The 24,980-nt window shown below is 72.8% G+C and carries 26 protein-coding genes and 1 pseudogene; 13 read left to right on the top strand and 14 right to left on the bottom strand.

Going from position 1 to position 24,980, the window contains the following annotated elements:
* Positions 1-103: CoA-transferase (locus tag ACFE86_RS10900; protein WP_375455353.1), on the bottom strand; the 103-nt coding region annotated here is incomplete at its 3' end.
* Positions 104-354: 251 nt separating this feature from the next.
* Positions 355-1,092, bottom strand: coding sequence for a CoA transferase subunit A (locus ACFE86_RS10895; RefSeq protein WP_375455352.1), 738 nt, complete (start codon positions 1,090-1,092; stop codon positions 355-357).
* A gap of 308 nt (positions 1,093-1,400) precedes the next feature.
* Between ACFE86_RS10895 and ACFE86_RS10890 the strand changes: the two genes are divergently transcribed.
* On the top strand, positions 1,401-3,233 hold the full coding sequence (locus tag ACFE86_RS10890; RefSeq protein ID WP_375455351.1) for an AsmA family protein: 1,833 nt from the start codon (positions 1,401-1,403) through the stop codon (positions 3,231-3,233).
* On the opposite strand, the gene ACFE86_RS10885 is transcribed toward ACFE86_RS10890, so the two are convergent.
* Positions 3,221-3,781: a MarR family winged helix-turn-helix transcriptional regulator gene (locus ACFE86_RS10885; protein WP_375455350.1), complete on the bottom strand. Its 561-nt coding sequence runs from the start codon at positions 3,779-3,781 to the stop codon at positions 3,221-3,223. The two genes, ACFE86_RS10890 and ACFE86_RS10885, sit on opposite strands and share 13 nt — an antisense overlap.
* A gap of 98 nt (positions 3,782-3,879) precedes the next feature.
* On the opposite strand from ACFE86_RS10885, the gene ACFE86_RS10880 reads away from it, so the two are divergent.
* On the top strand, positions 3,880-4,659 hold the full coding sequence (locus ACFE86_RS10880) for a DUF1499 domain-containing protein (RefSeq protein ID WP_375455349.1): 780 nt from the start codon (positions 3,880-3,882) through the stop codon (positions 4,657-4,659).
* Positions 4,660-5,018: 359 nt separating this feature from the next.
* On the top strand, positions 5,019-5,792 hold the full coding sequence (locus tag ACFE86_RS10875) for a class I SAM-dependent methyltransferase (RefSeq protein WP_375455348.1): 774 nt from the start codon (positions 5,019-5,021) through the stop codon (positions 5,790-5,792).
* 179 nt (positions 5,793-5,971) lie between these two features.
* Here ACFE86_RS10875 and ACFE86_RS10870 read toward each other — a convergent pair whose 3' ends face one another.
* From ACFE86_RS10870 to ACFE86_RS10860, 3 genes are all read right to left on the bottom strand, one after another.
* Entirely contained in the window at positions 5,972-6,901 is a 930-nt protein-coding gene (locus ACFE86_RS10870; protein ID WP_375455347.1) for an MBL fold metallo-hydrolase, read from the bottom strand.
* Positions 6,902-7,025: 124 nt separating this feature from the next.
* Entirely contained in the window at positions 7,026-7,931 is a 906-nt protein-coding gene (locus tag ACFE86_RS10865) for a DUF2865 domain-containing protein (RefSeq protein WP_375455346.1), read from the bottom strand.
* A gap of 416 nt (positions 7,932-8,347) precedes the next feature.
* Positions 8,348-8,515 (bottom strand): hypothetical protein, encoded by a 168-nt coding sequence (locus ACFE86_RS10860; RefSeq protein ID WP_375455345.1) that lies wholly within the window; start codon positions 8,513-8,515, stop codon positions 8,348-8,350.
* 279 nt (positions 8,516-8,794) lie between these two features.
* Here ACFE86_RS10860 and ACFE86_RS10855 point away from each other — a divergent pair, with 279 nt between their 5' ends.
* Positions 8,795-8,971 (top strand): DUF1328 domain-containing protein, encoded by a 177-nt coding sequence (locus tag ACFE86_RS10855; protein WP_003599466.1) that lies wholly within the window; start codon positions 8,795-8,797, stop codon positions 8,969-8,971.
* Between the two features lie 164 nt (positions 8,972-9,135).
* On the opposite strand, the gene ACFE86_RS10850 is transcribed toward ACFE86_RS10855, so the two are convergent.
* Positions 9,136-9,282 carry a NepR family anti-sigma factor gene (locus tag ACFE86_RS10850; protein WP_375455344.1) on the bottom strand — a complete coding sequence of 49 codons (147 nt, stop codon included), beginning with the start codon at positions 9,280-9,282 and terminating at the stop codon, positions 9,136-9,138.
* Between the two features lie 314 nt (positions 9,283-9,596).
* Between ACFE86_RS10850 and ACFE86_RS10845 the strand changes: the two genes are divergently transcribed.
* On the top strand, positions 9,597-10,400 hold the full coding sequence (locus ACFE86_RS10845; protein WP_375455343.1) for a response regulator: 804 nt from the start codon (positions 9,597-9,599) through the stop codon (positions 10,398-10,400).
* Positions 10,401-10,860: 460 nt separating this feature from the next.
* Positions 10,861-11,199, top strand: a complete 339-nt coding sequence (locus ACFE86_RS10840) for a hypothetical protein (protein WP_375455342.1) — start codon at positions 10,861-10,863, stop codon at positions 11,197-11,199.
* Positions 11,200-11,351: 152 nt separating this feature from the next.
* On the opposite strand, the gene ACFE86_RS10835 is transcribed toward ACFE86_RS10840, so the two are convergent.
* A complete protein-coding gene (locus tag ACFE86_RS10835; RefSeq protein ID WP_375455341.1) occupies positions 11,352-11,546 on the bottom strand; it encodes a general stress protein in 195 nt (64 codons plus the stop codon).
* A 173-nt stretch (positions 11,547-11,719) separates the two neighbouring features.
* Between ACFE86_RS10835 and ACFE86_RS10830 the strand changes: the two genes are divergently transcribed.
* Positions 11,720-11,932 (top strand): hypothetical protein, encoded by a 213-nt coding sequence (locus tag ACFE86_RS10830; protein WP_375455340.1) that lies wholly within the window; start codon positions 11,720-11,722, stop codon positions 11,930-11,932.
* 6 nt (positions 11,933-11,938) lie between these two features.
* On the opposite strand, the gene ACFE86_RS10825 is transcribed toward ACFE86_RS10830, so the two are convergent.
* The gene (locus tag ACFE86_RS10825) at positions 11,939-12,742 is read right to left on the bottom strand and encodes an electron transporter (RefSeq protein WP_375455339.1); all 804 of its coding nucleotides are present in this window, start codon (positions 12,740-12,742) and stop codon (positions 11,939-11,941) included.
* Positions 12,743-12,908: 166 nt separating this feature from the next.
* Between ACFE86_RS10825 and ACFE86_RS10820 the strand changes: the two genes are divergently transcribed.
* On the top strand, positions 12,909-13,352 hold the full coding sequence (locus ACFE86_RS10820) for a cyclic nucleotide-binding domain-containing protein (protein WP_375455338.1): 444 nt from the start codon (positions 12,909-12,911) through the stop codon (positions 13,350-13,352).
* Between the two features lie 81 nt (positions 13,353-13,433).
* On the opposite strand, the gene ACFE86_RS10815 is transcribed toward ACFE86_RS10820, so the two are convergent.
* On the bottom strand, positions 13,434-13,877 hold the full coding sequence (locus ACFE86_RS10815) for a VOC family protein (RefSeq protein ID WP_375455337.1): 444 nt from the start codon (positions 13,875-13,877) through the stop codon (positions 13,434-13,436).
* A gap of 178 nt (positions 13,878-14,055) precedes the next feature.
* Here ACFE86_RS10815 and ACFE86_RS10810 point away from each other — a divergent pair, with 178 nt between their 5' ends.
* Positions 14,056-14,697, top strand: coding sequence for a L,D-transpeptidase (locus tag ACFE86_RS10810; protein ID WP_375455336.1), 642 nt, complete (start codon positions 14,056-14,058; stop codon positions 14,695-14,697).
* Between the two features lie 71 nt (positions 14,698-14,768).
* On the opposite strand, the gene coaBC is transcribed toward ACFE86_RS10810, so the two are convergent.
* The 4 genes from coaBC to ubiE form a co-directional block, all read right to left on the bottom strand.
* Positions 14,769-16,034 (bottom strand): bifunctional phosphopantothenoylcysteine decarboxylase/phosphopantothenate--cysteine ligase CoaBC, encoded by a 1,266-nt coding sequence (gene coaBC, locus ACFE86_RS10805; RefSeq protein ID WP_375455335.1) that lies wholly within the window; start codon positions 16,032-16,034, stop codon positions 14,769-14,771.
* A 58-nt stretch (positions 16,035-16,092) separates the two neighbouring features.
* On the bottom strand, positions 16,093-18,420 hold the full coding sequence (locus ACFE86_RS10800; RefSeq protein ID WP_375455334.1) for an ATP-binding protein: 2,328 nt from the start codon (positions 18,418-18,420) through the stop codon (positions 16,093-16,095).
* 143 nt (positions 18,421-18,563) lie between these two features.
* Positions 18,564-20,120, bottom strand: a complete 1,557-nt coding sequence (gene ubiB / locus ACFE86_RS10795; RefSeq protein ID WP_375455333.1) for a 2-polyprenylphenol 6-hydroxylase — start codon at positions 20,118-20,120, stop codon at positions 18,564-18,566.
* A gap of 25 nt (positions 20,121-20,145) precedes the next feature.
* On the bottom strand, positions 20,146-20,919 hold the full coding sequence (gene ubiE, locus ACFE86_RS10790; RefSeq protein ID WP_375455332.1) for a bifunctional demethylmenaquinone methyltransferase/2-methoxy-6-polyprenyl-1,4-benzoquinol methylase UbiE: 774 nt from the start codon (positions 20,917-20,919) through the stop codon (positions 20,146-20,148).
* Between the two features lie 255 nt (positions 20,920-21,174).
* Between ubiE and mutM the strand changes: the two genes are divergently transcribed.
* The 4 genes and pseudogenes from mutM to ACFE86_RS10770 form a co-directional block, all read left to right on the top strand.
* Positions 21,175-22,104 (top strand): bifunctional DNA-formamidopyrimidine glycosylase/DNA-(apurinic or apyrimidinic site) lyase, encoded by a 930-nt coding sequence (gene mutM, locus ACFE86_RS10785; RefSeq protein WP_375455331.1) that lies wholly within the window; start codon positions 21,175-21,177, stop codon positions 22,102-22,104.
* Positions 22,105-22,291: 187 nt separating this feature from the next.
* Positions 22,292-23,668: an endolytic transglycosylase MltG gene (mltG, locus tag ACFE86_RS10780; protein ID WP_375455330.1), complete on the top strand. Its 1,377-nt coding sequence runs from the start codon at positions 22,292-22,294 to the stop codon at positions 23,666-23,668.
* A 101-nt stretch (positions 23,669-23,769) separates the two neighbouring features.
* The gene (locus ACFE86_RS10775) at positions 23,770-24,645 is read left to right on the top strand and encodes a YicC/YloC family endoribonuclease (protein WP_375455329.1); all 876 of its coding nucleotides are present in this window, start codon (positions 23,770-23,772) and stop codon (positions 24,643-24,645) included.
* A 49-nt stretch (positions 24,646-24,694) separates the two neighbouring features.
* A pseudogene (locus ACFE86_RS10770) lies at positions 24,695-24,980 on the top strand (guanylate kinase); the annotation flags it as partial.

Raw genomic sequence — 24,980 nt, 5'->3', positions numbered from 1 at the left:
AGTTCGACACCAGCGTCGGGATGCCGATGCCGAGGTTCACGTAGAAGCCGTCCTCAAGCTCCTTCGCGGCGCGCGCCGCCATCTGCTCGCGGGTCCAGGCCATTTTTTAATCCTCCTGTGAGGCGCGTCCCGCGCCGTCCGCCGCACCTGCGGCGACGCGCGGTCGCGCTTGCGGCCTGCCGGCCGGTTCCTCTGTGAGGCGCGTCTCGCGCCGTCCGCCGCACCTGCGGCGACGCGCGGTCGCGCTTGCGGCCTGCCGGCCGGTTCCTCTGTGAGGCGCGTCTCGCGCCGTCCGCCGCACCTGCGGCGGCGCGCCTTCGCGCTTGCGGCCTGCCGGCCGGGTTCCGGTGCGGATCAGATGGCGCCGCCGCCGGCGCCCGCCGGCGCGGCCTCGGTCCGCTTGCGCACCGTGCGCTGCTCGATCCGCTTCTCGCGCGCCGGCACGTGGATGATGCGCTTCACGTAGATGCCCGGCGTGTGGATGTTGTCCGGGTCGATCGTGCCCGGCGGCACGAGGTGCTCGACCTGCGCCACCGTCACCTTGGCCGCGGTCGCCATCATCGGGTTGAAGTTGCGCGCCGTCATCCGGTAGGCGAGGTTGCCCTCGGTGTCGCCGGTATGGGCGTGGACGAGGGCGAGGTCGGCAAACAGCCCGCGCTCCATCACGAAGGGCTCGCCGTCGAAGTCCCGCACCTCCTTGCCCTCCGCGACCTTGGTGCCGACGCCGGTCTTGGTGAAGAAGGCCGGGATGCCGGCCCCGCCCGCGCGGATGCGCTCGGCCAGCGTGCCCTGCGGGTTGAACTCGATCTGCAACTCGCCGCCGAGGTACTGGCGGGCAAACTCCTTGTTCTCGCCCACGTACGAGGAAATCATCCTGGCGACCTGCCGGGTGTCGAGGAGCTTGCCCAGCCCCACCCCGTCGATGCCGGCGTTGTTCGAGACGACGGTCAGGCCCTTGACGCCGGATTCCCGCACCGCCTCGATCAGCGCGTCGGGGATGCCGCAGAGGCCGAAGCCGCCGCACATCACCATCATGTCGTCGCGCAGCAGGCCGGCGAGCGCCACCGTCGGATCAGCATAGACCTTCTTCATCGACCCCAACCCCTCCGGACCGTGCACCGCCGCGCCGATCGCCTCGAGCCCTGCTGTCCCCGATTCCCGCGTTCCGGTCCAGTCGGGCCGCGCCCGCATCCGGACCTACAATCGCGCCGGCCGACCGCGACCCCGTGGGCGGCAGGGGAGGCGACAGGCAGACAAAGCCCATCGGAGCGGCTATGGGAATCACCGGAACGGTCCGGCAGGTGACGGTGGGGACAGCCTGAAACCTCCCGCGCCGGCCCTCGTCCCGCGTCGCGCCGCTCCACGGCCGCCTCGGGACGCGCCCGTCAGCCCGGAGTGCAATGTCGCCGCGCCGCATCCTGCCCGTCCTCGGCCTCGCGTCGCTCGCCGCCCTCGTCACCGGGGCCGCGATGCTGCCCTGGCCCGTCGGAACCCCGACCGCGGCGGCCTTCGTCAGCCGGGGCCTGCGGGATTACGGGCTCGCGCTCACCGCCGAGGGCGCGACCACGATGACGCTGCTGCCGATGCCGCGCCTCAGCTTCGCCCGCACCCGGCTCGCCGCCGCGCAGCCCGGCGCCCCTGCGCTGATCGAGGGCGGCAGCCTCGTCCTCGAACTCAATCCCTTGGCCCTGCTCTCGGGCCGGGCCGACGTCGGCAGCCTCGTCCTCGGTGGCGCCACGATCCACCTGCCCCGAGGCGGCGACGACGCGGGCTGGGCCGAGCCGATGCGCCGCGTCGCCGGGCGGGTCGCGCAGGGCGGATCGCATCCCCGCCGCATCACGCTGACCCGCGCGACGCTGGATGCGCCCGCCGGCGGCGCGCAGGACGTGGACCTCACCCTCGCCTGGCCGCTCTGGAGCGCCACCCTCGATGCGGCGGCCAGCCTGACTTGGCGCGGCGCGCGCACGAGCCTGACCCTCGTCGGCATCCGCGCGGCCGACCTGCTGAACGGGGCCGCCTCGCCCTTCGCGCTGGACGCGGAATGGCCCGCCGGCCGCCTCAACGCCGCCGGGAACGCCACCACCGCCGGCGGCCTCGCGCTCGCCGGACAGGGCCGGATCGAGACCCGCTCGCTCCCGGAGACGCTGGCCTGGATCGGCGGCGCGGTCGCGCTCGCGCCCTTCATCCAGGCCTTCACCCTCGACGGGCGCTTCGAGACCGCCGGGCGCACGCTGTCGCTGGCGCCCATGCGCGCGACGGTCGGCGACGACGTGCTGGAGGGTGCGGGCTCGGTGAGCCTGGGCGAGACCCGCGCCTCGGTCCAGGCGACGCTGGCGGCCGAGAGCCTGAACCTCGCGCCGCTGCTCGGCGGCCTGATGCGGATGTTCGCACCGGAGACGGGCGAGGCCGCGCGGCCTCTCGCCCTGGCGCCGCTCACCGGCGGCGACCTCGACCTGCGGATCTCGGCGAGCGAGAGCCGGATCGGGCCGCTCCTGTTGGAGGACCTCGCGGCCAGCGTCCTGGTGCGGCCGGGTTCGGTCGAGGTCGCGCTCAACCGCGCCGCGATCCAGGGCGCGACGCTCAAGGGCCGCGTCGCCCTGTCCACGTCCGGCGCGGACGGGGCGGAGACGGAGGTGAGGGCGCAGGGCGCCTTCGACCGGCTCGATCTCGGCGCCCTCCTGGCCGACTTCGGCGAATCGCGCTGGGTGCTCGGGGGCACGCAGGGGCAGTTCGCCCTGGAGAGCAGCGGCCGCGACGTCGCCGACCTCACCGCGCGCGTCGGCGGGCGCGCCGCCTTCGCCATCGATGGCGGCATGATCGCCGGCCTCGACCTCGCCGACGTGATGCACCGCAACGGCGCCGTCGCGCCCGGCGCGCTCGCCCGCCGGAACGGGCGCACGCCCTTCGAGCGGGCCGTGGTCGCGCTGAAGTTCGCCGACGGCATCGGCGAGATCGGCGAGGGCTCGCTGAAGGCCGCGAGCCTGACGGGCGCCCTGCGCGGGCAGGTCTCGCTGCCCGGCCGCAGCGTCCGGGCGCGGGCGGAGATCGGTGCGAAGGGCGCGGAGCCGGGCCGCCCGGCGATGGCCTTCGACATCGCCGGGCCCTGGGGCGCCGTCAGGGTCCGCCCCGCGCAGGGGCCGGCGGATCCGGAGCCCCGCGACGAGGGAGCGTCGCCCCTGCGGCTGCCGACTGCGGCCGACATCCCCGGGACGGCGCGGGCCTACGCGCCCTGAGTTGGGCTTTCCGGATCGTGACGCGCCGAATCGTGACGGGCCAGCGCGCGCCAGCGCAGGACCAGGGCCTCGAAGTCCGCGAGGTCGGCGGCGCCGAGCCGCCCGAGCGTGCGGCCGACATAGGCTGCCTGCGCCGCGAGCCCGCGGAGGGCGAGCTCGGACCCGGCCCCGGTCAGGTGGAGGGCGTGCGAGCGGCGGTCGCCGGGGATCGCGCGGCGCTCCACCAGCCCCGCCTCGACGAGGCGGTCGATCAGCCCCGAGACGTTGCCCTTGGTGACGTAGAGGCGGGCGGCCAGATCCCGCTGGGTCAGGCCCTCGCGCTCGGTCAGCGTCGAGAGCACGTCGAATTGCGGGATCGAGAGCCCGATCGCCCGCAACTCCACGCCCATCGCCGCCGTCACCCGCCGGTTCAGGCGGATGAAGCGGAACCAGACCCGCAGAGGGTCGGCCGAAGGGTCGGCCAAAGGAACGGCCAAAGGAACGGCCAAGCGGTCGGCCAAGCGGTCGACGGTGGCCGGGCTCGGCTCGGCGGGGCGGGAACGCGGCATCACGGGGCGAGGCTATAGCAGACCTGGGCGGCTCCGCGAGTGGCGCCGGAACGCCCCGGCCGGTATAGCTTGCACCGATCGCGAACCAGACCGAAGCCATGCGCCGCCTGCTCGTCGAGGAACCCGTCACCCGCGCCGGCCCGCTCGCCAAGCGGGCCGCCCTGTTCTCGCTCCTCGTCTCGGGCATCGCGATCGTGCTGGTGCGCGATCCGCGGGCGGAGGCCGGCCCGGCGCTGGCGACGCTCGCCGGCGGCCTCGCCGTCGCGTTGCTGGCGGTGCTGCTGTCCGCGTTCGCCTTCGTTCGGGTCTGGCGCGAGGGCGCGCGCGGCCTCGGCGCGGCCCTGGCCGGGCTGTTCCTCGCGATCCTCGTGCTGGCCTACCCGGCCTACGCGGCGTTCCGCGGCCTGCGGCTTCCGGCGCTCACCGACGTCGCCACCGACGTGGACAACCCGCCGGCCTTTTCGCGGTCGCGCCAAGCCTTCGCGGCACGCAACGGGCGCTATCCCGCCGATCCCGGCCCCGCGGCGCGCGAGCAGCAGCGCGCCGCCTATCCACAGATCGCGCCGCTGACCCTCGACATCGGCGCCGACGCAGCGTTCGAGCTCGCGCGCAAGGCCGCGGTGAACCGGCGCTGGCAGATCGTCGAGGCGATCCGCCCGGGCGGCCGGCTCGGCAACGGCCGGATCGAGGCCGTCGCGCGCAGCCTGGTCCTCAACCTGCCCGACGACGTCACCGTGCGCGTCCACCCCCGCGCCGACGGCGCCCGCATCGACGTCCGCTCCGCCTCGCGGCTCGGCCCGCGCGATCTCGGCGTCAACGCCGACCGCATCCGGGCCTATCTCGACGAGGTCGCGAACCTGGCGCTGGCCGTGAAATAGTCTCTTGCCGCGCGCCGGCTCTCGCACCGTCGCGGGCGGGAGATCCCCCCTGCGCATCGGCGTCCGGCACGGGCGCGCCGCCCGGGGGTCACCCGCCGGACATGCCGCGAACGCCACGGCGGCCCCCGCAGCCCGCGACGCGATAACCCTAATCGTAAGGCAAGAGACGGAAATGACCGGGACAAGCCGACACGAGAGAGCCCGTCTTCGGAGACCGCACCGGACTGGCCGTCTATAACGTCCGCGCTGCGCGTCCGACGGTGATCCGATGAGCCGGGCTGCAGCGATCGCAGGGTCCGGCCATGTCGAGCACCGCCTTTTCGATGCCTCCCGAAGCCGCGTTCCGGGAAGACCGGGGCGTGCGCGTCGCGATCGATGGGTCGCTCCTGTCGAGCAGCGACGTCAAGGAACTCGAATTCTGGTCGAACGATCGCGGCGAAGGGCCGGACGCCGACCTCTTCGAGAACGTGATCTACAAATCCCGGGTGATGATCGTCTTCCGATCCCTGGTCGACCGCCTGCGGATCGTCCCGGGCGAACGCATCCTCGAACTCGGTGCCGGGCACGGATGGGCCAGCATCATCGCGAAGTCCCGGGTCCCGGACGCCTACGTCGTGACCAGCGATCTCAGTCACGACGCGATCCGCAATTCCGCGAAGTACGAGACCCTGATCGGCGCGAGGATCGACGAGAAATGGGCCTGCTCCGCCGTGGCCCTGCCGTTCGAGGATGACCGGTTCGACCTGGTGTTCTGCTTTGCCGCCTTCCATCATTTCATCATCGGCTCGCGCTACGACGCCGTCCTGTCCGAAGTCCATCGCGTGCTGAAGCCCGGCGGGCGCCTGGTGATGCTGTACGAGCCGTCGTCGCCGCGTTTCGTCTACGACGTGGCCAAGCGCCGAACCGCCGGGAAGCGGCACTTTGCCAGCGTCGATGAAGACGTCATCCTGCTCGACCGGCTGGCGCGCGACGCGAAGGGGCTCGGGCTCGACATGAAGGTCGAGCATCACCCGGAATATCGGCAGCGTTCCGGCATCGCCGCAACGGTGTATTATTTCGTTCTCTCGAAGATCCCGTTTCTCCAGGCCATCCTGCCCTGCACGGTGAACGTCACGCTCACCAAGCCGCGCTAGAGCATTTTCCAGCGAGGTGGATACCGGCTCGCGTGAAGAAAATGCGACCACACGGAGACTTGGAGCATCTTCCGTGATCCAGGGATCATGGAAAATGCTCTAAGTCCGTCGTAACGATCGGAAGCCGATCGGGCGGACCCGGCCGGGTGACGATCGAGCCGGCCCTGTCGGCATTTTCCTCAGCCCGCATCCTCCGCGCGCCCGAAAACCCCATCGTGCCGCGGCGCACCGTCCGTCACCACGAGGCCGCGTTCCACCAGATCCTCGAGATGGGCGAACACGGAGAGCGCCGCAGCCCCCTCGAGCCGCGGGTCGAGCCCCTGGTAGATCGCCGCGACGATCGCGGGGATCGTGGCGGCGCCGGCCGCGACCCGCGCCCGGATCGCCGCCTCGCGCTGGCGGCGGTGGTTGGCGAGCCCGCGCACGAACCGGCGCGGGTCGCGCACCGGGCCGCCATGGCCCGGCCAGTAGATGGTCTCGCTTCGCCCGCGCAGCCTGTCGAGCGAGTCCATGTAGGCGCGCATCGAACCGTCGGGCGGCGCGACGATGCTGGTCGACCACGCCATCACGTGGTCGCCGGAGAACAGGGCCTCCGCCTCCGGCAGGGCGAAGGCGAGGTGGTTCATGGTGTGGCCCGGGGTCTCGACCGCGACGAGCGTCCAGCCGTCGCCGGAGAGCGTCTCGCCCTCCCGCATCGCCCGATCCGGCAGGTGGTCGCGGTCGGCGGCGGCGTCGAGATGCGCGACCTCGCCCGCGGCGAGCGCCCGGGCGGCCCGGTGGGGGCCGCACCCGACGATCGGCGCGCCGGTCCGTGCCTTCAGCAGGCGTGCGCCGGGGGAGTGGTCGCGGTGGGTATGGGTGACGACGATCATCGCGACCGCCTCGGACCCGAGGTCGGCGAGCAGCGCCGCGACATGCGCCGCATCGTCGGGCCCGGGATCGATCACCGCGACGCGGCCGTGTCCGACGACGTAGGTGCAGGTGCCGCTTGCCGTGAACGGCCCGCCGTTCGGCGCGACCCGGCGGCGCACGAGGGGCCCCAGCGCCACCATCCGGCCGGGCGGGGGCAGCGCCGGATCGAAGTCCGGCGCCGCATCGATCTCCGCCATCGAAGGCCCCTCCGCCCGCGTTCCGCCCCGATGGCCGCGTCCCGGCTACGCCATCGTGCCCCGCGGGACAACCGGGTGCATGGGTCACGCGCGAGGACGGCTCCCGCGAGCGTGCCGGAAAAGATCAGCGCAGGAACGGGGAGGGCGAAACCACGCGGATCGGTGCGGGATCGCCGGGCGGAGGCCCGGGGATCGGGAAGCCCGCACCGGCGGAGGCCACCTGCACGAGCCCGCCGCGGTCGGCCGGCCGCAGGGTCCGGCGGAAGGCGCGCGCCTCGGCATCGCGGCGGAGCGCGCCGACCTTCGCCTCGATCGCCCGGCTTCGGCCGGGGCCGAGCGCGGCATCGCGAAAGTCGACCCGCGCGACCGAGCCGGCACGGATTCCGGTCACCACGTCGGCGCTGCCCAGGGTGGCCACCACGTCGCCCTTGCGCAGGGTCTGGTCCTGGACGACCGGCAGCGGCGGGGCGCCCCCGGGCGGGCGGCACGCGCAGTCCGCCACCCGGCGCTGACGGTAGACGTCGGCCAGCGCCGAGGCGCGGTAGGGCAACCCCTGCGGGCTGATCGCGCGGTCGAGTTCGGTCTCGCGGGCGGCGAGCGTGTACAGGCTGGTCGGTGCGCCCGGGCAGGCGGCGGCGCAGGCGGCCGCGTGGACCGGCATGTCGGCCCGCGCCCCGAGATGTCCGAGCGGGAACAAGTAGCCGTCGCACATCCGCACGCAGACCGTGCGCTGGCCCGTCGAGGCCAGCGCCACGGGGACCGGGCGCCGCCGGCTCGCGCGACGCGCGCGGCCGAGCGACAGGTCGGCCAGCGGCCGCGGGGTGTGGTACACGGGGCGGGCCGCGCCGATGCGGCGACCGTCGGGCAGGTTGGCGTAGCGGCCGGGCCGGTGCGCCGGCGGCGCGACCTCGGGGCTGGCGGGCCCGCGGAAGAGCTGCTCGAAGAAGTCGAAGAGCCCACCGCGCTCGGAGGCGTGGACCAGGCTCGATCCGATGGTGACGCTGCCGAGCCCCAGGATCAGTCCCGCCACGGCCGTCCCGAGCAACGGCCGCCGTGTCCCGCCGCAGCCGAGGATTCGCCGCCCGTGCGTCCAGAACGCCATGTGTCGCAAGGTCCCAGCAAGTCCGGCGCGCCGGACAGGCCCGGCGGCGGCACGGGCGGCCGAGCGCGACTTAAGGGAGCATCGGCACCACCGGCAAGTGCGGAAGACAACCGACCCGCTCCCGGCACCGCCGGGCGCCGGCGGACACCCGCGGCCCATCCGCCGGTCGGCTCGCCGTCGCGCAGCCGGCCCGGCTTGGCGTCCGAGGCTGGAATCCCGGAAGGAACGGCGCTCATGCAAGGGCGTGGGCAAGGGCGCATGAACAAGGGCGCATGAACAAGGGCGCGTGAAAAAGGCCGCCCTGCGGGACGGCCTTTGAAAGGGACGGTCGCGGCGAAGGTCGGTCAGCCGCGTCTTTCGGGTCCGGCCCGCCGGACGCGCACGGGCACGAGGCGGGCCTGCGGCCTCGGCACGACGGAATCGAGCAGGTCCTCCAGCCCGCGCGCCGCGGCATCCGCCGCAGCCGTCAGGGTTTCGGTGAGGCGCTGGACCAGGGCTGAGGCTTTTCTCATCGCGAATCTCTCGCTTCGGGCTTGGCACTACGAACGCCGTGCTGGATCGATCCGTTCCGGCACGGCCTCGCGGCCCCATGCTCCCATATGGCGCCGCCCGCCCGCCGGTGCGAGGGGCTGAGGCGGGATTTCGCAGCGTCGGCGGCTACCCCGCTCAAGCAGCGACGGTTTTTGCGGTGTGCAGGCATTCGCGCCGACGGAACCGAAACAACGACTTGACGTTCTTAATGTCAGAAGGTCGCGGTCAAGTCCGCGTCCAGATTTTGAAGGACGACGCAGATGCTCGGTTGGGCCGTAACGTTCCTCGTCGTGGCCCTCGTGGCCGCCCTGCTCGGTTTCGGCGGCATCGCCGGCACGGCGATGGAGGCCGCGAAGCTCGTGTTCTTCGTCGCGATCGTCCTGTTCGCCATCTCGGCCGTGATCGGCCTGATGCGCGGCCGCTCGCCGACCCTGTAACCACGAACCGGCCTTCCGCGGGACCGGCCGGTCCCGTGGAAAGCCCCCGAAGGACGCCGGACCTTTCTCGAAGCACGCCCTGACGACGCGGATGCCGGTTCGTCGCGAAAGTGTACGACCACACAAGAGCTTGGAGGCGCGATCCGACCGGAGCGGGCACGTCTCTAGGGCGTGTCGGGTTCGCCCGCATCGAGGCGTTCGATCAGGTCGCGGAACCGGTCGGGCACGGGCTGTTGCAGGATGCCGTCGTACATCGCGCGCAGATGGTTGCCGAGACGCATCTGGGTCTGGTCGCTGAGCCCCCGGGACATCACCGTGTCCCGCCTCGCCGCGAGGTTTACCCGATCGCAAGGGCCCTCGACGCCAGCCTCGTCACCCGCGCGGGGCACGGCTCCGCCACGCGGGAGCCCTGCCTTTCCGACTTCCGTCATACCTCTGATCCCCCTGATGCCGTCGGCGGCATCCGCGCATGGCCGTCTCGCATTGTCTTGCGGCGTCACATCCGTCATGGCTGCCCCTGCAACGCGGCGGGTCATGGCCGGTTCCGCCCCCTCCGGAACGGAGTCGTCGCCCTCGCGTTGGGGCGGCAGGTTGGGATAAAGGCCGCCAAGGCACAGGGGATCGTATGTCGACATCGCAACTTGTGGTGCAGCACCTGCCGTACCTGCGGCGCTACGCCCGTGCGCTGACGGGCAGTCAGGTGGCGGGCGACGCCTACGTGGCGGCCACGCTGGAGACGCTGGTCAACGAGCCGGACACGCTCGGTCGCAGCACCAACGTGAAGGCGGATCTGTTCCGGGTGTTTACCCGTATCTGGAACTCGCTTCCGGTGAACGGCCGCGGCGAACAGGTCCAGCACGACCTGCCCGCTGAGGTCCGGCTCGGCCAGATCACCCCGCTCCCGCGCCAAGCGTTCCTGCTCTCCTGCCTCGAAGGCTTCTCCGAGGAGGATGCGGCGATCATCCTCGACGTCGACGTCGGCCAGGTGCGCGACCTCGTCGACGAGGCGGGCCGCGAACTCGCCGCCGACATGGCGACCGACATCCTGATCATCGAGGACGAGCCGCTGATCGCGATGGACCTCGAGGCCCTGGTCGAGGGGCTCGGCCACAACGTCATCGGCGTCGCGCGCACCCGCACCGAGGCGGTCAAGATCGCATCCGACAGCAAGCGCCCCGGCCTGATCCTCGCCGACATCCAGCTCGCGGACGGCTCCTCCGGGCTCGACGCGGTCAACGACCTCCTGAAGACCTTCGAGGTGCCGGTGATCTTCATCACCGCCTACCCGGAGCGGTTCCTCACGGGCGAGCGGCCGGAGCCGGCCTTCCTCATCGCGAAGCCGTTCCAGCCCGCCAACGTCTCCGCGGTGATCAGCCAGGCGCTGTTCTTCCAGCAGACCGCACGGCGGCGCGAGGCGAAGACCGCCTGACACGCGAAGACGGCGCGGCGGCACGGCGAACTTCGCGGACGACACCAAACCCCGGCGGCGAGCCGGGGTTTTTTGTTGGCCGCGCGTCTCGTGCCGGCACAAAAAAACGGGCCGGAGAAGCTCCGACCCGTCGATGAGGTTCCGGCCGATGCACAAGGGGAATGCGGGGAGGACCAGTTGGCCGGGTGCCGTGAGAACGATCCACGGGTGGACGGGTTCCGCGACGCAACACTTTTTCGGACCGGTGTGATCCCCAAGCCACTGTGCACGGCCGTGGACGCGGACCGTGCGGCCGCGCACGTTTTTCGGAACGGCGTCCGAATACTGATTTCGGCGAAAGCGTGGCAGTGAAGGAACCGGAACGCGGAAGACGCGTTGTCGGAACATCCTGTCAAGCTCCCACTCGGAGATCACGACGATGCTTCGCTCCGGCTTCGTTCTCAGCGTGAGTGCACCGGCCGTGATCCTGACATTCCTCGTCCATCCGATGGTGCGGGCGAGCGCCGACCAGTGGGTGGCTCCCGCGATCGTCGTGGCACCGGACCAGCCCGCTCTGAAGCCGTTGCCCGGCATGCGGCCGGTCTCGATCGTCATCAGCCCGACGCGGGTTGCCAGTCTTCAATCCGATCGAGGCCGCGCCGCTTCATCTGCCGTCGAGACCGCGCAGGAGATCGACAAGGATCTCGTCAAGCCTCCGCTGAAGCCGCGCCGGACGATGCGGGAGGGCTGCGAGGCGGCGCTCAGCTCGCTCGTCGGCCCGGAGGCGCGCCGCATGGTGCCGGGCCGCTGCATCTCCTGAGCCGGCGCCGCACCATCCCCCTCTCCGCGTCACACAAAGGCCCGCCCCGGACGACGGTGGCGGGCATTTGCTTGCCTGCAACGCGCCGGCACGACGAAAAACGGCGCCCGCCCGTCACCGGGCAGACGCCGCGCATCGTAGAGGACGATGGATCACTCGGCGCCGTCGCGACCCGTACCGGTGGACTGCCCACCCTTGCGGCCGGCCGATGAAGCCAATTCGCGATCCTGCGAGAACGAGCGTTTCTCGGCCGGCACGCTGCGGCCGCCCTTGCTGGCGATCTCCCGCTGCCGCTCGAGATCCATCGACGCAAAGCCTCGCTTCGAGGTCGAATTACCGGATGCCATCAGCTCCTCCTCAGGCTTCTCTTCTACCCCTTCACAACCTTCGCCAATATCCGAAGGTTCCTCTCACGCTTCATGCCCAAGCTTAGCCGCAACCGCGCCCCGGCGGTCGCGTTGCAACACATGGATGCCCGCGGCCGGACCTTGGCCGTGGGGCTAGAAGAGGTCTTCCAGGCATGACGAATCGCGAGATGGTGAAGGGTGCGGCCAAAGCGCCGGCCGCGACCGTGCCGGAACCGAACGCGACGCCGCTCCCGCCGATGCCGGCGCCGGAGGACAGCCCGACGCCGACGACGGACGCGGAGCCGATCGACTCGCCTCAACCGAACGCCAGCGCCGGTCGCGCGCCCCCGAGCGCGGACAAGCCGGGCCTCGCGACCGAGCGGTGAGCGCGCTCACGCCCGCCGCGGGCGCCGGCTCAGGATGAGGATGCCGAGGGCGATCGCGAGGATGGTCGCCGCGGCCGCCGCGCCGAGGATGCGCCGGATCAGCGGCGTGTAGAGGCCTGTGGCGGCGTCGTAGCCGTAGCAGAGCAGGGCGAGGCGGTCGGTCAGGCCGCCGGTGCTGCCTTCGCCGGCCTCGACCAGCGCCAGCCGCAGGTCGCGCCCGTTGAGCGCCAGCGGCGAGAGCACGCGGGCGACCCGGCCGTCGCCGGTGAGCAGCATCGCGGCCGCCGGATGCGCGAAGCTGTCGGTGCCGGCATCGTAGACGAAGCCGTAGCCGAGCGCCCGGGTCAGCCGCGCCACCGCGGCCGCGTCGCCGACGAGGGCGGCGGCCTTCGCGGCGAGCGCCGGCGTCCCGAGGTCGGCATCGCGCATGCGCCGGGCCGCCGCCGCGTCGTCGCGCGGGTCGATGCCGACGAGGACGAGGCTGTAATCGCGCCCGGCGACGAGGCCGGTGGCGGCGAGCGCCGTGCCCGACAGCGCCAGCATCGGATCGCAGACGTTGCCGCAGGTGTAGTCCACCGGCAGCATCAGGGTCGCGCGGCCGCCGAGCGCCGCCCCGAGCGTCGTCGTGCCCCCGCGCCCCGCATCGCCGAAGACGAGGTCGAGGGGCACCCGCGCATCCGGGGCGGGCGCTGCCGCGACGCGGGCGAGTTCGGTCCGGTTCAGGCGGGCGGCGGCCGGACCGGCCCCCGTCACGAGGCAGGCGCAGAGCGCCGCCCGGCGCGCGCGGCGGAACAGGGTGGCTCGGCGCATCGCATCTCCCGTCGACGGTCCAGGCATGCCCGATCCGGCCGCGCGGCACATCCGGGTCAAGCCGCCGCACGCGGCGCGGGGCACGGGGCTGGACAAGGCGGCATCGAGCCGCATGGATGGACGCGCCGGCGGCGTCGCGACAGCCGGCGCGGTCCGGAGCATGTCCATGACCCTCGACACCGAGGTGACCTCGCTCAGGCAGGTGCCGCTGTTCCGAGGGGTGGAGCCGTCGCGGCTCAAGCTCCTGGCCTTCACGAGCGAACGGGTCCACTTCGAGGCGGGCCAGAGGTTCTTCTCCCACGGCGACGTCGCGGATGCCGCCTACCTGATCCTGGAGGGCAGCGCCGCGGTCACCCTCGACGGCGCGGCGGGGCCGGTGCGGCTGGCGCTCCTCGGCGCCAACGCGCTGGTCGGCGAGATGGGCATCCTGGCCGACCAGCCGCGCTCCGCCACGGTGACGGCCGAGACCGCGGCGACCGCTTTGCGCATCGATCGGGGCGTGTTCCTCGAACTGCTGGCGCAGTTTCCGCAGATCAGCATCGCGCTGATGCGGGAACTCGCGCTGCGCCTGGAGCAGACCAACCAGGCGCTCGCCCAGAGCCGGGCGTGACCGCCGGCGTTTCAGCGGTGGCGGGACGGGCGCCGCATCCCCGGACGGCCGGAAGCCCGCCGGTGGAGGCGCAAAAACATCTCACGTCTCCGGATAGGTGATGAACGCCATCAGCGAACCGTCCGGATCGCGGAAGTAGACGCTGGTGCCGGTCCCGGCCGCGCCGCGGCGCTCGACCGGGCCACGCTCGACCGGTACGCCCCAGGCGGCCAGATGCGCCATCGCGCCCTCGATCGTTCCGGACCAGCGGAAGCAGAGGTCGCTGCCGCCCGGCATCACCGGCTTCTCGGCGAGCGGCTCCGGATCGAGGCCCGGGCCGTGGCCGTTCAACTGTACGCCGCCGAAGCGGTAGACGAAGCCGGCGCCGGCGGCGATCACCTCGGCGCCGATCACGTCGCCGTAGAAGGCGTTGGCGCGCGCCCAGTCGGTGACGTGGATGACGCAATGGTCGAGGTGGATCGCCGGACGCAGGAGCGTCTCGGGCAGAACCCCTTCCGCGCCGGGGAGGGTCAGGGTATCGGCCATGTCGCGCCTCGTCTCGGAACCCATCGGAGGAAGATAGGGCGGGGCAGCGCGCCGAACGAGGCGGAATCCGGGCCGGCGACGGGGCGCTTCGGCCTCCGCTGCGGCGCCGAAGTCACATCGCGCGGAGCGGGGAGAGGATAGGCAGGGCCCTCACGACCACCCCGTATGGCGAGGCCCCATGCACACCCGCCGGACCCTGATCGCCGCGTTGGTGATCGCTCCGCTCGCCGCCTGCAACCAGCGCGGCCCGGTGAACGTCGCAGCCGACGACGAATCCGCGTGGTACGTCGGCACGCAAGCGGACAAGCCCTTCGACGTGCCGTTGGTCGATACCGGCCGGCTCGATCCGAAATACCGCCGGCAGGTGGTGAGTTATGCCGGCCCTGAGCGGCCGGGCACGATCGTCGTCGACATCGACCGCCGCCAACTCGCCCTGGTCCAGCCCGACGGAACCGCCGTGCAGTACGGCGTCGGCGTGGGCAAGCTCGGCTTCTCGTGGAAGGGCGAGGCCCGCGTCGGCCGAAAAGGCGTCTGGCCGGACTGGACGCCCACCACCACCATGGTCGCGCTGCATCCCGACATCGACCGCTCGCGCAAGGGCGGCCTCGACAACCCGCTCGGCGCGCGGGCGCTCTACCTCCACCAGGGCGGCCGCGACATCCTGTTCCGCATCCACGGCACCAACGAGCCGTGGAGCATCGGCGAGCAGATGTCGTCGGGCTGCATCCGCATGCTCAACGAGGACATCGTCGACCTCTACGAGCGCGTGCCGGTGGGCACGCCGGTGCTGGTCAAGCGCAACGGCCGGTATCGCGTCTGATCCCCAACCCGGCGGGCAGGGTTCCGGGCGCTCGGCCACGGCACTGCGACGGTCGCCGGGCAGGCGACGGTTCAGTCGGCGAGCAACGCCGAAAACCGCGCGACCAGCCGCCGGCCGACCTCGTCCTTGTCCAGCCTCGGCCAGGTCTCGACCGTGCCGTCGCGCGCGATCAGGTGGACGGTGTTGGCGGTGCCGCCCATCACCCCGCCGGACGCCGAGACGTCGTTGGCGACGATGAGGTCGCACCCTTTCCGCACGATCTTCGCGCGGGCGTGCTCGATCACCCGATCGGTCTCGGCGGCAAAGCCGACGACGAGGGTCGGGCGCCCCTCGCCGAGGCCGGCGATGGTGGCCAGGATGTCCGGGTTCTCGATCAGCGCCAGCGGCGCGGGCGGCGCGCCGTCCTTCTTGATCTTCGAGCCCTGCGCGGCGTCCGGGCGCCAGTCCGCGACGGCGGCCGCGAACACCGCGACCGCGGCCGGCAGCGCGGCCTGCACCGCCGCCAGCATCTCGCGGGCGGTCTCGACCCGCACCACGGCGACGCCCGGCGGATCGGGGATCGCGACCGGGCCCGAGACCAGCGTCACCGCGGCCCCGGCCTGGGCCGCAGCCGCGGCGATGGCGTGGCCCTGGCGGCCGGACGAGCGGTTGGCGATGAACCGCACCGGGTCGATCGGCTCGTGGGTCGGTCCCGAGGTGACCAGCACCCGCCGGCCGGCGAGCGGTCCGGGGGCTTTGCGTGGACGGCCGGACAGGAAGCCGAACCCGGCGGGCTCGGCCGCGGTCTCGGCCAGCATGGCCGCGAGGGCGTCGGCGATCTCCACCGGCTCGGCCATGCGCCCGACGCCGGTCTCGGGCTCGGCCATCGGGCCGGCATTCGGGCCGACGACGCGGACGCCGTCGGTGAGCAGGGTCGCGAGGTTGCGGCGGGTGGCCGGATGCGCCCACATCGCCACGTTCATCGCCGGCGCGATGAGGATCGGCAGGGTGGTGGCGAGCAGCACCGTGGTGGCGAGGTCGGGGGCGTGGCCGGTGGCCATCCGCGCCATCAGGTTGGCGGTGGCGGGCGCCACCACCACCGCATCGGCCTCGCGCGCCAGCCCGATGTGGCCGATCTCGGCCTCGTCGGCCCGGTCGAACAGGTCGGTGTGGGCCGGCACCCCGGCAAGCGCGGCGGCGGCCAGCGGCGTCACGAACTCCTGCGCGCTCCGCGTCAGCAACGGGCGGACGGCGGCGCCGCGCTCGCGCAGGCGCCGGATCAGGTCGAGGGCCTTGTAGGCGGCGATGCCCCCGCCGACGATCAGGAGGACGCGGCGGTCGGCGAGCGGCTTCGTCATCGCCGCATCAGGGCGCGCCGGGATCGAGGCGTCAATCCCGGCAGCGCGAGCAGGACGCTCACGCGGCCGCGGCCCTCGGGCGTCCGGCCCAGAGGTCGATGACGGCGTAGAGCTCGGCGCGCCTGAACGGCTTGCCGATGTGGTCGTCCATGCCGGCGGCCCGGAACCGCTCGACGTCGGCCGGCAGGACGTTGGCGGTCATCGCCACGATCGCCACCGCGCTGGCCGGATGAGCGAGCGCCCGGATGTGGCGCGTGGCCGCCAGCCCGTCCATGCCGGGCATCTGCACGTCCATCAGCACGAGGTCGTAGACCCTGGCCTGCACCGCCGCGACCGCCTCGGCGCCGTCGCCGGCCACGTCGACGCGATGGCCGGCCCGCTCGATCATCGCGCAGGCGATCTCCTGATTGATCACCATGTCCTCGACGAGGAGAATCCGGGCCCCGCCCGCCGAGACCACCTCGGCACGCGGGGCCGCGGCCTGCGCGGCCTCCTGCCCCCGGGCCAGTCGGACGGTGACGGCGAAGGTCGAGCCGCGGCCGACCTCGCTCGCCACGCTGATCGCGCCGCCCATCAGCTCGATCAACTGCCGCGAGATCGCCAGCCCGAGGCCCGTGCCGCCGAACTCGCGCCCGATCGAGCCGTCGACCTGGGAGAAGCGGTGGAACAGGCGGTCGAGCCTGTCCGCGGGGATGCCGATCCCGGTGTCGGAGACCGAGACGCGCACGGTGCAGGCTTCCGCGTCGCGGGCGAGGCAGGCGACGTCGAGCCGCACGGAGCCGCCCTTGGTGAACTTGATCGCGTTGTTGAGGAGGTTCAGCAGCACCTGCCTCAGGCGATTCTCGTCGCCGATGAGCGCGGTCGGGGTGTCCGCGTCGATCGCCGCGTCGAGGCGGAGCCCCTTCGCGCCGGCGTTGATCGCGACGATCGCGGCGGCATCCTCGACCAGGGTGGCGAGGTCGAACGGCCGCTGTTCGATGACGACGAGGCCGGCCTCGACCTTCGAGAAGTCGAGGATGTCGTTGACGACGGTCAGGAGCGCGCTCCCCGCCCCGTGGATGCGCTCGACGGCGTGGCGCTGGGCGGGATCGAGGCCGCCCTGGTCCAGCAGGATGTCGGTGTAGCCGATGACGCCGTTCAACGGCGTGCGGATCTCGTGGCTCATCGAGGCCAGGAACTCGGTCTTGGCCTGGTTGGCCTGCTCGGCCGTGCAGCGCATAGCCTCGAGTTCGCCGGTGCGCTCGGCCACGCGCCGTTCGAGGCTCTGGTTGGCCTCGGCGAGCCGCTGGTCGCGCTCGGCCACGGCCTGCCACATGCGGTTCAGGGCGGCGGCGAGGCGTCGCAGCTCGCTCGTTCCCTCCAGCGGCAGGACCGGCGCGGAGGCGGGCGCGCGGGCGAGCGCGTCGGCGGCATCGGCCAGGCGCAGGAGCGGCCGGCTGATCTGGCGGCCGATCACCACGCCGAGCAGGGCGGCGGCGACCGCGAGGACGAGGCCGCCGAGGAGAAGTTGGTGCGCGAGCCGCTGGGCCGGGGCGAAGGCGATCTCGGCGGGCCGGCGCACGAGGATCGTCCAGCCGAGGCCGGGATAGTCGTTCAGCCCCACCGTCCGGCTGGCGCCGACGAGGTAGGCGACGCCGTCGGGCCAGGTCTCGATCGCGTGCGCGCCGCCGGGGCCGGCATTGCGCCAGAGCACGGAGGCCTCGGGCACCGCGACGCCCTGCAGGTCGGCCGGCCCGAGGATGACGAGGCCGGCGCGATCGACGACCAGGACGTCCGTGCCGGGGTTCTTGGCCGCGACGGGATCGACGAACGAGCGCGTGAGCTCCCGGGCCCAGGCCCAGCTCAGGTGCGCGCCGACCACGCCCTCGACCCGGCCGTCCGGGTCGCGCACGGGCGCGGCGAAATCCAAGAAGCGCCAGGGCGCGCCGTCGGCGGCGGCCGGGAGGTACTTCTCCAAGAGGAGGGCGGCGTGCACGTCGCCCGCGAACGGTGCCTCGAGGCCGGCCTGGAACCACGGCCGCGCCTGGACGGTGGCGCCTTCGAGCACCCGCCCGGTCGAGGCCGTGACGACCCCGTCCCGGTCGGCGAAGCCGATCCAGGCATAGGCCGGAAAGGTCTGGCGCATGGCATCGAGCCAGACCCGGCGCGCGTCGGGCGTGGGCGCCGCGGTCTGGGCGACGCTCGCCAGGATGCGGATGTCGCGCCACCGGGCGTACATGCTGCGGTCGAGGACGTTGCGCACCTGATCGGCCACGGCGGCCATCTCGGTGCCGATCTGAGACTTCAGGCGCTCGCCCGTCAGCCGCTGCGCGACCCAGGCGCCGCACAGGGTCAGCGACAGGGCGAGCGCGGAGAACAGGCCGGCGTGCAGGGTTCGGAGGCGCATGCCGATGGTCTGCCTCAAACGGAGGGCGTTGCTATCACCGCAGGGAGGCAACGATAACGGCGGTGTCTGAAGATTTTCATGCGGGCGGGATCGGGCGACGAAGACAGGCGTCCGCCGCCTTCGATCGGGCCCCGCCATCGCTCTCAGCGCAGCGCCAGCACCAGCACGCCGAGGGCGATGGCCCAGAGCGCGAGCGTCTGCCAGATCGCCTTGCGGCGCTCGTCGCGCGCCACCCGCTCCAGGCGGCGGGCGTTGCTAGGTGCCGCCTCGTCGAGGCGGAGCAGCAGGCGCTTGAGGCGCAGCGCGAGGTCCGGCACGTCGGAGACCACGTCGGCCAGCGTGCGGGCGGCGTGCGCCGCGCCCTCGATGCGGCCCAGCGGCCCGACGTTGCGGGCGATCCAGCCCCGCACCACCGGCTCGGCGGTGGTCCACATGTCGAGCCGCGGATCGAGCGAGCGGGCCACGCCCTCGACCACCACCATGGTCTTCTGCAGCATCACGAGTTCGGTCCGCGTGCTCATGTCGAACAGGGCGGTGATGTCGAACAGCAGGGTGAGCACCTTGGCCATCGAGATCTCGTCGGCGCGGCGCTGGTGGATCGGCTCGCCGATGGCGCGGATCGCCTGCGCGAAGTCGTCGACCGAGTGGTGCGCCGGCACGTAGCCGGCCTCGAAATGCACCTGCGCCACGCGGCGGTAGTCGCGCAGGATGAAGCCGAGCAGGATCTCGGCCAGGAACCGGCGCTCGTTGCGCCCGAGCCGGCCCATGATGCCGAAATCGACCGCGACGAGCTTGCCCGCCGCGTCCACGAACAGGTTGCCCTGGTGCATGTCGGCGTGGAAGAAGCCGTCGCGGATCGCTTGGCGCAGGAAGCTCTGGATCACGGTGCGGCCGACCGCGTGCGGATCGTGGCCGGCGGCCGTCAGCGCGGCGGCGCTGTGCAGGCGCGTGCCGTCGATCCACTCGCAGGTGAGCACGTCGCGGGCGATCAGCTCCCATTCGGGTCTGGGCACGCGGAAGTCGTCGTCGCCGGCCGTGTTCTGCGCCAGTTCGGAGGCGGCCGCCGCCTCGAGCCGGAAATCCATCTCCATCATCACGGAGCGCGCCAGGATCTCGACCACGTCGCGCGGGCGCAGGCGCTCGGCCTGGGGCGAGAGCACGTGGACGATGCGGGCGATGAAGCGCATCACCGCGATGTCGCGCTGGAAGCGCTCGCGCACGCCCGGCCGCATGATCTTCACGGCGAGCGTGCGCCGCGTCCCGTCGGGATCGAGCACCACCGCCTTGTGAACCTGCGCGATCGAGGCCGCGGCCACCGGCTCGCTGAACGCGACGAACAGGGCGGCGAGCGGCTTGCCGAAGGCGGCCTCGACCACGCGGACCGCCTGGTCCTGCGGGAAGGGCGGCACCCGGTCCTGGAGCTTTTCGAGGTCGAGCGCCGCGCCCATGCCGACGATGTCGGGGCGCGTGGCGAGGAACTGGCCGAACTTGACGTAGGACGGCCCGAGCCGCGTCAGCCCGGCCGAGAGCCGCGCGGCGCCCGCGCCGAGGCCCGGCCGCTCCAGCATGCGGCCGACCCGCAGGGCGAACGCCAGGTGCGGCGGCAGCCCGGACGGGTCGACGAAGGCCAGCGCCCCCTCGCGCGCCAGCACGAAGCCGACATACGTCCCGCGGGCGAGGTTGACGGCGGCGCCGATCATCGTGGCGTCCGCCGGCCGGTCCCGGTCACGACACCTTCCAGCCGGAATGGATCGCGACGATGCCGCCCGACAGCGGCCGGTGGGTGACGTGGCGCAGGCCCGCCTGCTCGATCATCCCGGCGAACAGGCCGGGCGACGGGAACTTGCGGATCGACTCGACGAGGTAGCGGTAGGAGTCCGCGTCGCCCGCGACCTTGGCGCCCAGCCGCGGGATCACGTGGAAGGAGTAGGCGTCGTAGAGCTTATCGAGCACCGGCAGGTCGACCTTGGAGAATTCCAGGCACAGGAAGCGCCCGCCGGGCTTGAGCACGCGCCTGGCCTCCTCGAGCGCCCGTTCGATGCGTGGCACGTTCCGGATGCCGAAGGCGATGGTGTAGCCGTCGAAGGCCGCGTCCGGCAGCGGCAGCGCCTCGGCGTTGCCGGCCACGAAGGCGATGCGGCCGTCGAACTTGCTCCCCGCGCGCTCGGCGCCGACCCGCAGCATCGCCGCGTTGATGTCGAGCACCGTCACCGCCGTCTGCCGACCGCCGGCGCCGAGCACCCGGAAGGCGACGTCGCCGGTGCCGCCGGCCACGTCGAGATGGCGGAACGGCCGGGTCCGGGACGGGCGCAGCAGGGAGATGAGCTGCGCCTTCCAGGCCCGGTGCAGGCCGCCCGACATGAGGTCGTTCATCAGGTCGTACCGCTTGGCCACCGAGCGGAACACGTCGTCGACGCGCGCCTGCTTCTCGGCCAGCGCCACCCGCTCGAACCCGAAATCGGTCTCCTGCGCGCCCGGCGCGCCGTCTCCGGCCTTCATCGCGTACCCACCCCTCTGCCCCGGCCTCATAGCGAAGCCGCAGTCAAACCGCCATGCGGCGTCGGGCACGGCGGAAGCTCTCCGTCGCCGCACGCCCGAGATCGCCTGCCCCCGAGGTCCAGTGCCGCCGCAAGACGCGGGGCTCGGGAAGACGCGGGGCTCGGGCAGCGCGGCGGGATTGCCCGGCGCTGGAAACGCGCCGATACCCCGCCTCGACCGGTCGAAACCCATCCCGCCAGAGCACCCGAACCGAGAATGCCGGAGCTTCCCGAGGTCGAGACGGTGCGGCGCGGCCTCGCGCCCGCCATGGTCGGCGCCCGCTTCAGCCGCGTCACCCTGCGGCGGGCGAACCTTCGCTTCCCGTTCCCCGAGCGGTTCACGGCGCGGCTGGAGGGCCGCACGGTCTCGACGCTCGCGCGCCGGGCGAAGTACCTCACGGCCGAGCTCGATTCCGGCGAGACGCTGATCATGCATCTCGGCATGAGCGGGCGCTTCGACGTGGCGATGCCCGACGGCAGCAACACCGCGCCCGGCGACTTCTACCTCGACGGCGCGCAGGGCCAGCCGAAGCACGACCACGTGGTGATGGCGATGGGGAACGGCGCCATCATCACCTACAACGACGCCCGCCGCTTCGGCTTCATGGACCTGGTCCCCACCGAAACGCTCGCCGCGTGCCGGCACTTTTCCCGGATGGGCATCGAGCCGCTGGGCGCGGACCTCACCGGCGAGGCGATCGCCCGGCTGTTCCGGGGCAAGGTCGCGCCGCTGAAGGCGGCGCTGCTCGACCAGCGCCTGATCGCGGGCCTGGGCAACATCTACGTCTGCGAGGCGCTGCACCGGGCGGGCCTGCACCCGGAGGCCGCGGCCGGCATGCTCGCCAAGGCCGACGGGACGCCGACGCCGAAGGCGCGGCGTCTCGCCACGGTGATCCGGCAGGTGCTCACCGAGGCGGTCGCGGCCGGCGGCTCGACGCTTCGCGACTACGCCCACCCCGACGGCGGCACGGGCGCCTTCCAGCAGGCGTTCCGCGTCTACGACCGGGTCGGCGAGGCTTGCCGGACCAGGGGCTGCGCGGGCTCGATCGGCCGTATCGTGCAGGCCGGCCGCTCGACGTTCTTCTGCGCGACGTGCCAGCCGGCGCGGACCCGGATCGTCGCGATGCCCCGTCCGAAGGGGTCCTGACCCGCCGCGCACCCGAAAGCGGCCGGAAGCGGTACCGACCGCATCCGGCGCGCGGCGCCGGACGGCAATTTCGCCACAAACCCGCGTAGGTTCCATCACGTGCGGCCGTCCTCGCGAGGGCTGCCCCGTCGCGCATGCCCGCCCGGCACCAGAACCCGTCGCCGGCGCGGGCCAGAGCAGGATTCTGATGGTCTTCCGCCGACGCCAGACGCACGTCCCGTCGCAGCCGCTGGCCTACGACGAGCCGGCCCAGCCGAACCGGCTCTCGCCGCGCTCGCCCGACGAGGCGATCAAGCCGACCGCGGCCCCGCCGCCGCCCGACGCGCCGGAGCGCCGCCGCGGCGGGCTGCTCGCCACCGTCAGCGGGCTGCTGACCTTCTCGGTCGTCGCCGCCGTCGCGGCGATGTTCGGGCTGACGCTGTTCCAGCGGCAGGTGCAGGAGGCCGGCCCCCTGGCCGCCGACAAGGTCGTGGTCATCCCGGTCCGCAGCAGCACCTCCGAGATCGCCGAGATCCTGAGCCGCGAGGGTGTGATCGCCCATGCCGGCCTGTTCGAGTTCGCCGCCCGCTTCGGCGGGCGCCCGCCCCTGAGGGCCGGCGAATACAGCTTCAAGGCCCATGCCAGCCTCGGTGAGGCGATCGATACGCTGGCGACCGGCCGGCAGGTGCAGCACGCGGTGACCTTCCCCGAGGGGCTCACCTCCGAGCAGATCGTAGTGCGGCTGAACGACAACGACGTGCTCGCCGGCGAGGTCGGCGAGATCCCGGCCGAGGGCTCGCTCCTGCCCGACACCTACAAGTTCGAGCGCGGCGCCACCCGCCAGCAGATCGTCAACCTGATGCGCACCAAGCAGAAGGAAGTGCTGGCCCAGATCTGGCTGCGGCGCAGCGCCGAGGTTCCGGTGCGCACGCCCGCCGAGATGGTGACGCTGGCCTCGATCGTCGAGAAGGAGACGGGGCGGGCCGACGAGCGCCCGCGGGTCGCCGGCGTGTTCGTCAACCGTCTCAACAAGCGGATGAAGCTGCAATCGGACCCGACCATCGTCTACGGGCTCGTCGGCGGACGCGGCACCCTCGGGCGGGGCATCCAGCGTTCCGAGATCGAGCGGGCGACCCCCTACAACACCTACGTGATCGAGGGGTTGCCGCCGGGGCCGATCGCCAACCCCGGCCGCGCGGCGCTGGAGGCGGTCGCCAACCCGTCGCGGACGAAGGACCTGTTCTTCGTCGCCGACGGCACCGGCGGCCACGCCTTCGCCGACAGCCTGGAGGGTCACCAGAAGAACGTCGCGCGCTGGCGGCAGGTGGAGAAGAGCCGCCAGAGCGCCGCGCCCGACGCTAACGGCGTCGACAAGGCCGAGCCGCCGTCCGACGCGGCGCCGCCCGCCCGCGCCTCGGCCTTCGCTCCCGTCAACGCCTACGCCCTCGACGGCGCGACGATCGGGCCGGGCGGGCCCCGGCCGCGCGCCTTCGACGCCTCGGAGGGCACGAAGCTCGACCCGCTGCGGAACAAGACCTACGACCTCGGCTCGCCCAAGACCGTGCCGGCGCTGAAGCAGCCGTGACGGTCTGACGGTTCGGACGCCGTCCCGGGACGCGACCTGCCGGCCCGTGCCGGGTGGCGTCGCAACCGGCGCAAAACCGTAATCCAGGACACCCCGGACCGATGATCGCGAGCATGACCGGCTTCGCCCGGGCCGCCGGCACCACGGGGCCGGTGCAATGGGCCTGGGAGGTCCGCAGCGTCAACGGGCGCGGGCTCGACGTGCGGCTGCGGGTGCCGAACGGCTGCGAGGCCGTCGGCGAGGCCGCGCGCGCGGCGTTGCAGAAGGCCCTGGCCCGCGGGCAGTGCCAGCTTTCCCTGAGCCTGACCAAGCCGGAGACCGCTGCCCGCGTGCGGATCAACGCGGCGCTGCTGGCGAGCCTCGCTGCGGCCGTCGCCCGCGTGCCGGTGCCGGAGGGGCTGGCACCCGCGACGATGGACGGGCTGCTCGCGATCCGCGGCGTGATCGAATCCGAGGACGAGCCCTCGGCCGAGCCCGAGGCGCTGGCCCGCGACCTCGCCGCGGGCGTGGTGCGGCTGGTGGCCGACCTCGTCGCGGCACGGCGCGACGAGGGGCGGCAGTTGGAGGCGATCGTCTCCGACCAGGTCGCGCGGATGGGCGAACTGACGCGGGCGGCCGAGGATTGCCCGGCGCGAAAACCCGAGGCGGTCCGCGCGCGCCTTGCCGCCGCGGTCGCGGGATTGCTGGAGGCCGGCGGCCTCGACCCCGAGCGCCTGCACCAGGAGGCGGTGCTGATGGCGGCCAGGGCGGACGTGCGCGAGGAACTCGACCGGCTCCACGCCCATCTCGCCGCGGTGTCCGAGCTGCTGGCGGCCGGCGGCGCCGTCGGCCGGCGCCTCGACTTCCTCGCCCAGGAACTCGGGCGCGAGGCCAACACGCTCTGCGCCAAGGCCAACGACGTGGCGCTCTCGCGAATCGGACTCGACTTGAAGGCCGTGGTGGAGCAATTCCGCGAGCAGGTTCAGAACGTCGAGTAACGGATCGGGACGAGGCGATGGGCGCGCGGATCACGGCCGGAGCACGCGGATGAGCGACGCTTCCACGACCTCCGTCTCGGATTCCATCCCCCGCCGTGGGCTGATCCTGATCCTGTCCTCGCCGTCGGGCGCGGGCAAGACCACGCTGACGCGGGCCATCGCCGACGAGGGCGGCTGGGGCCTCGACCTGTCGATCTCGGTGACGACCCGCGCGCGGCGCCCCTCGGAGATTGCCGGGCGCCACTACCACTTCATCGCGCGCGAGGCCTTCCAGGAGCTCCGCGCCCGCGACGACCTGCTCGAATGGGCCGAGGTCCACGGCAACTTCTACGGCA

It is taken from the genome of uncultured Methylobacterium sp., from assembly GCF_964244095.1.
Taxonomy (GTDB): domain Bacteria; phylum Pseudomonadota; class Alphaproteobacteria; order Rhizobiales; family Beijerinckiaceae; genus Methylobacterium.
Note: the sequence above shows the minus strand (reverse complement) of the source record. Positions and strands in the feature narration are given on the sequence as shown.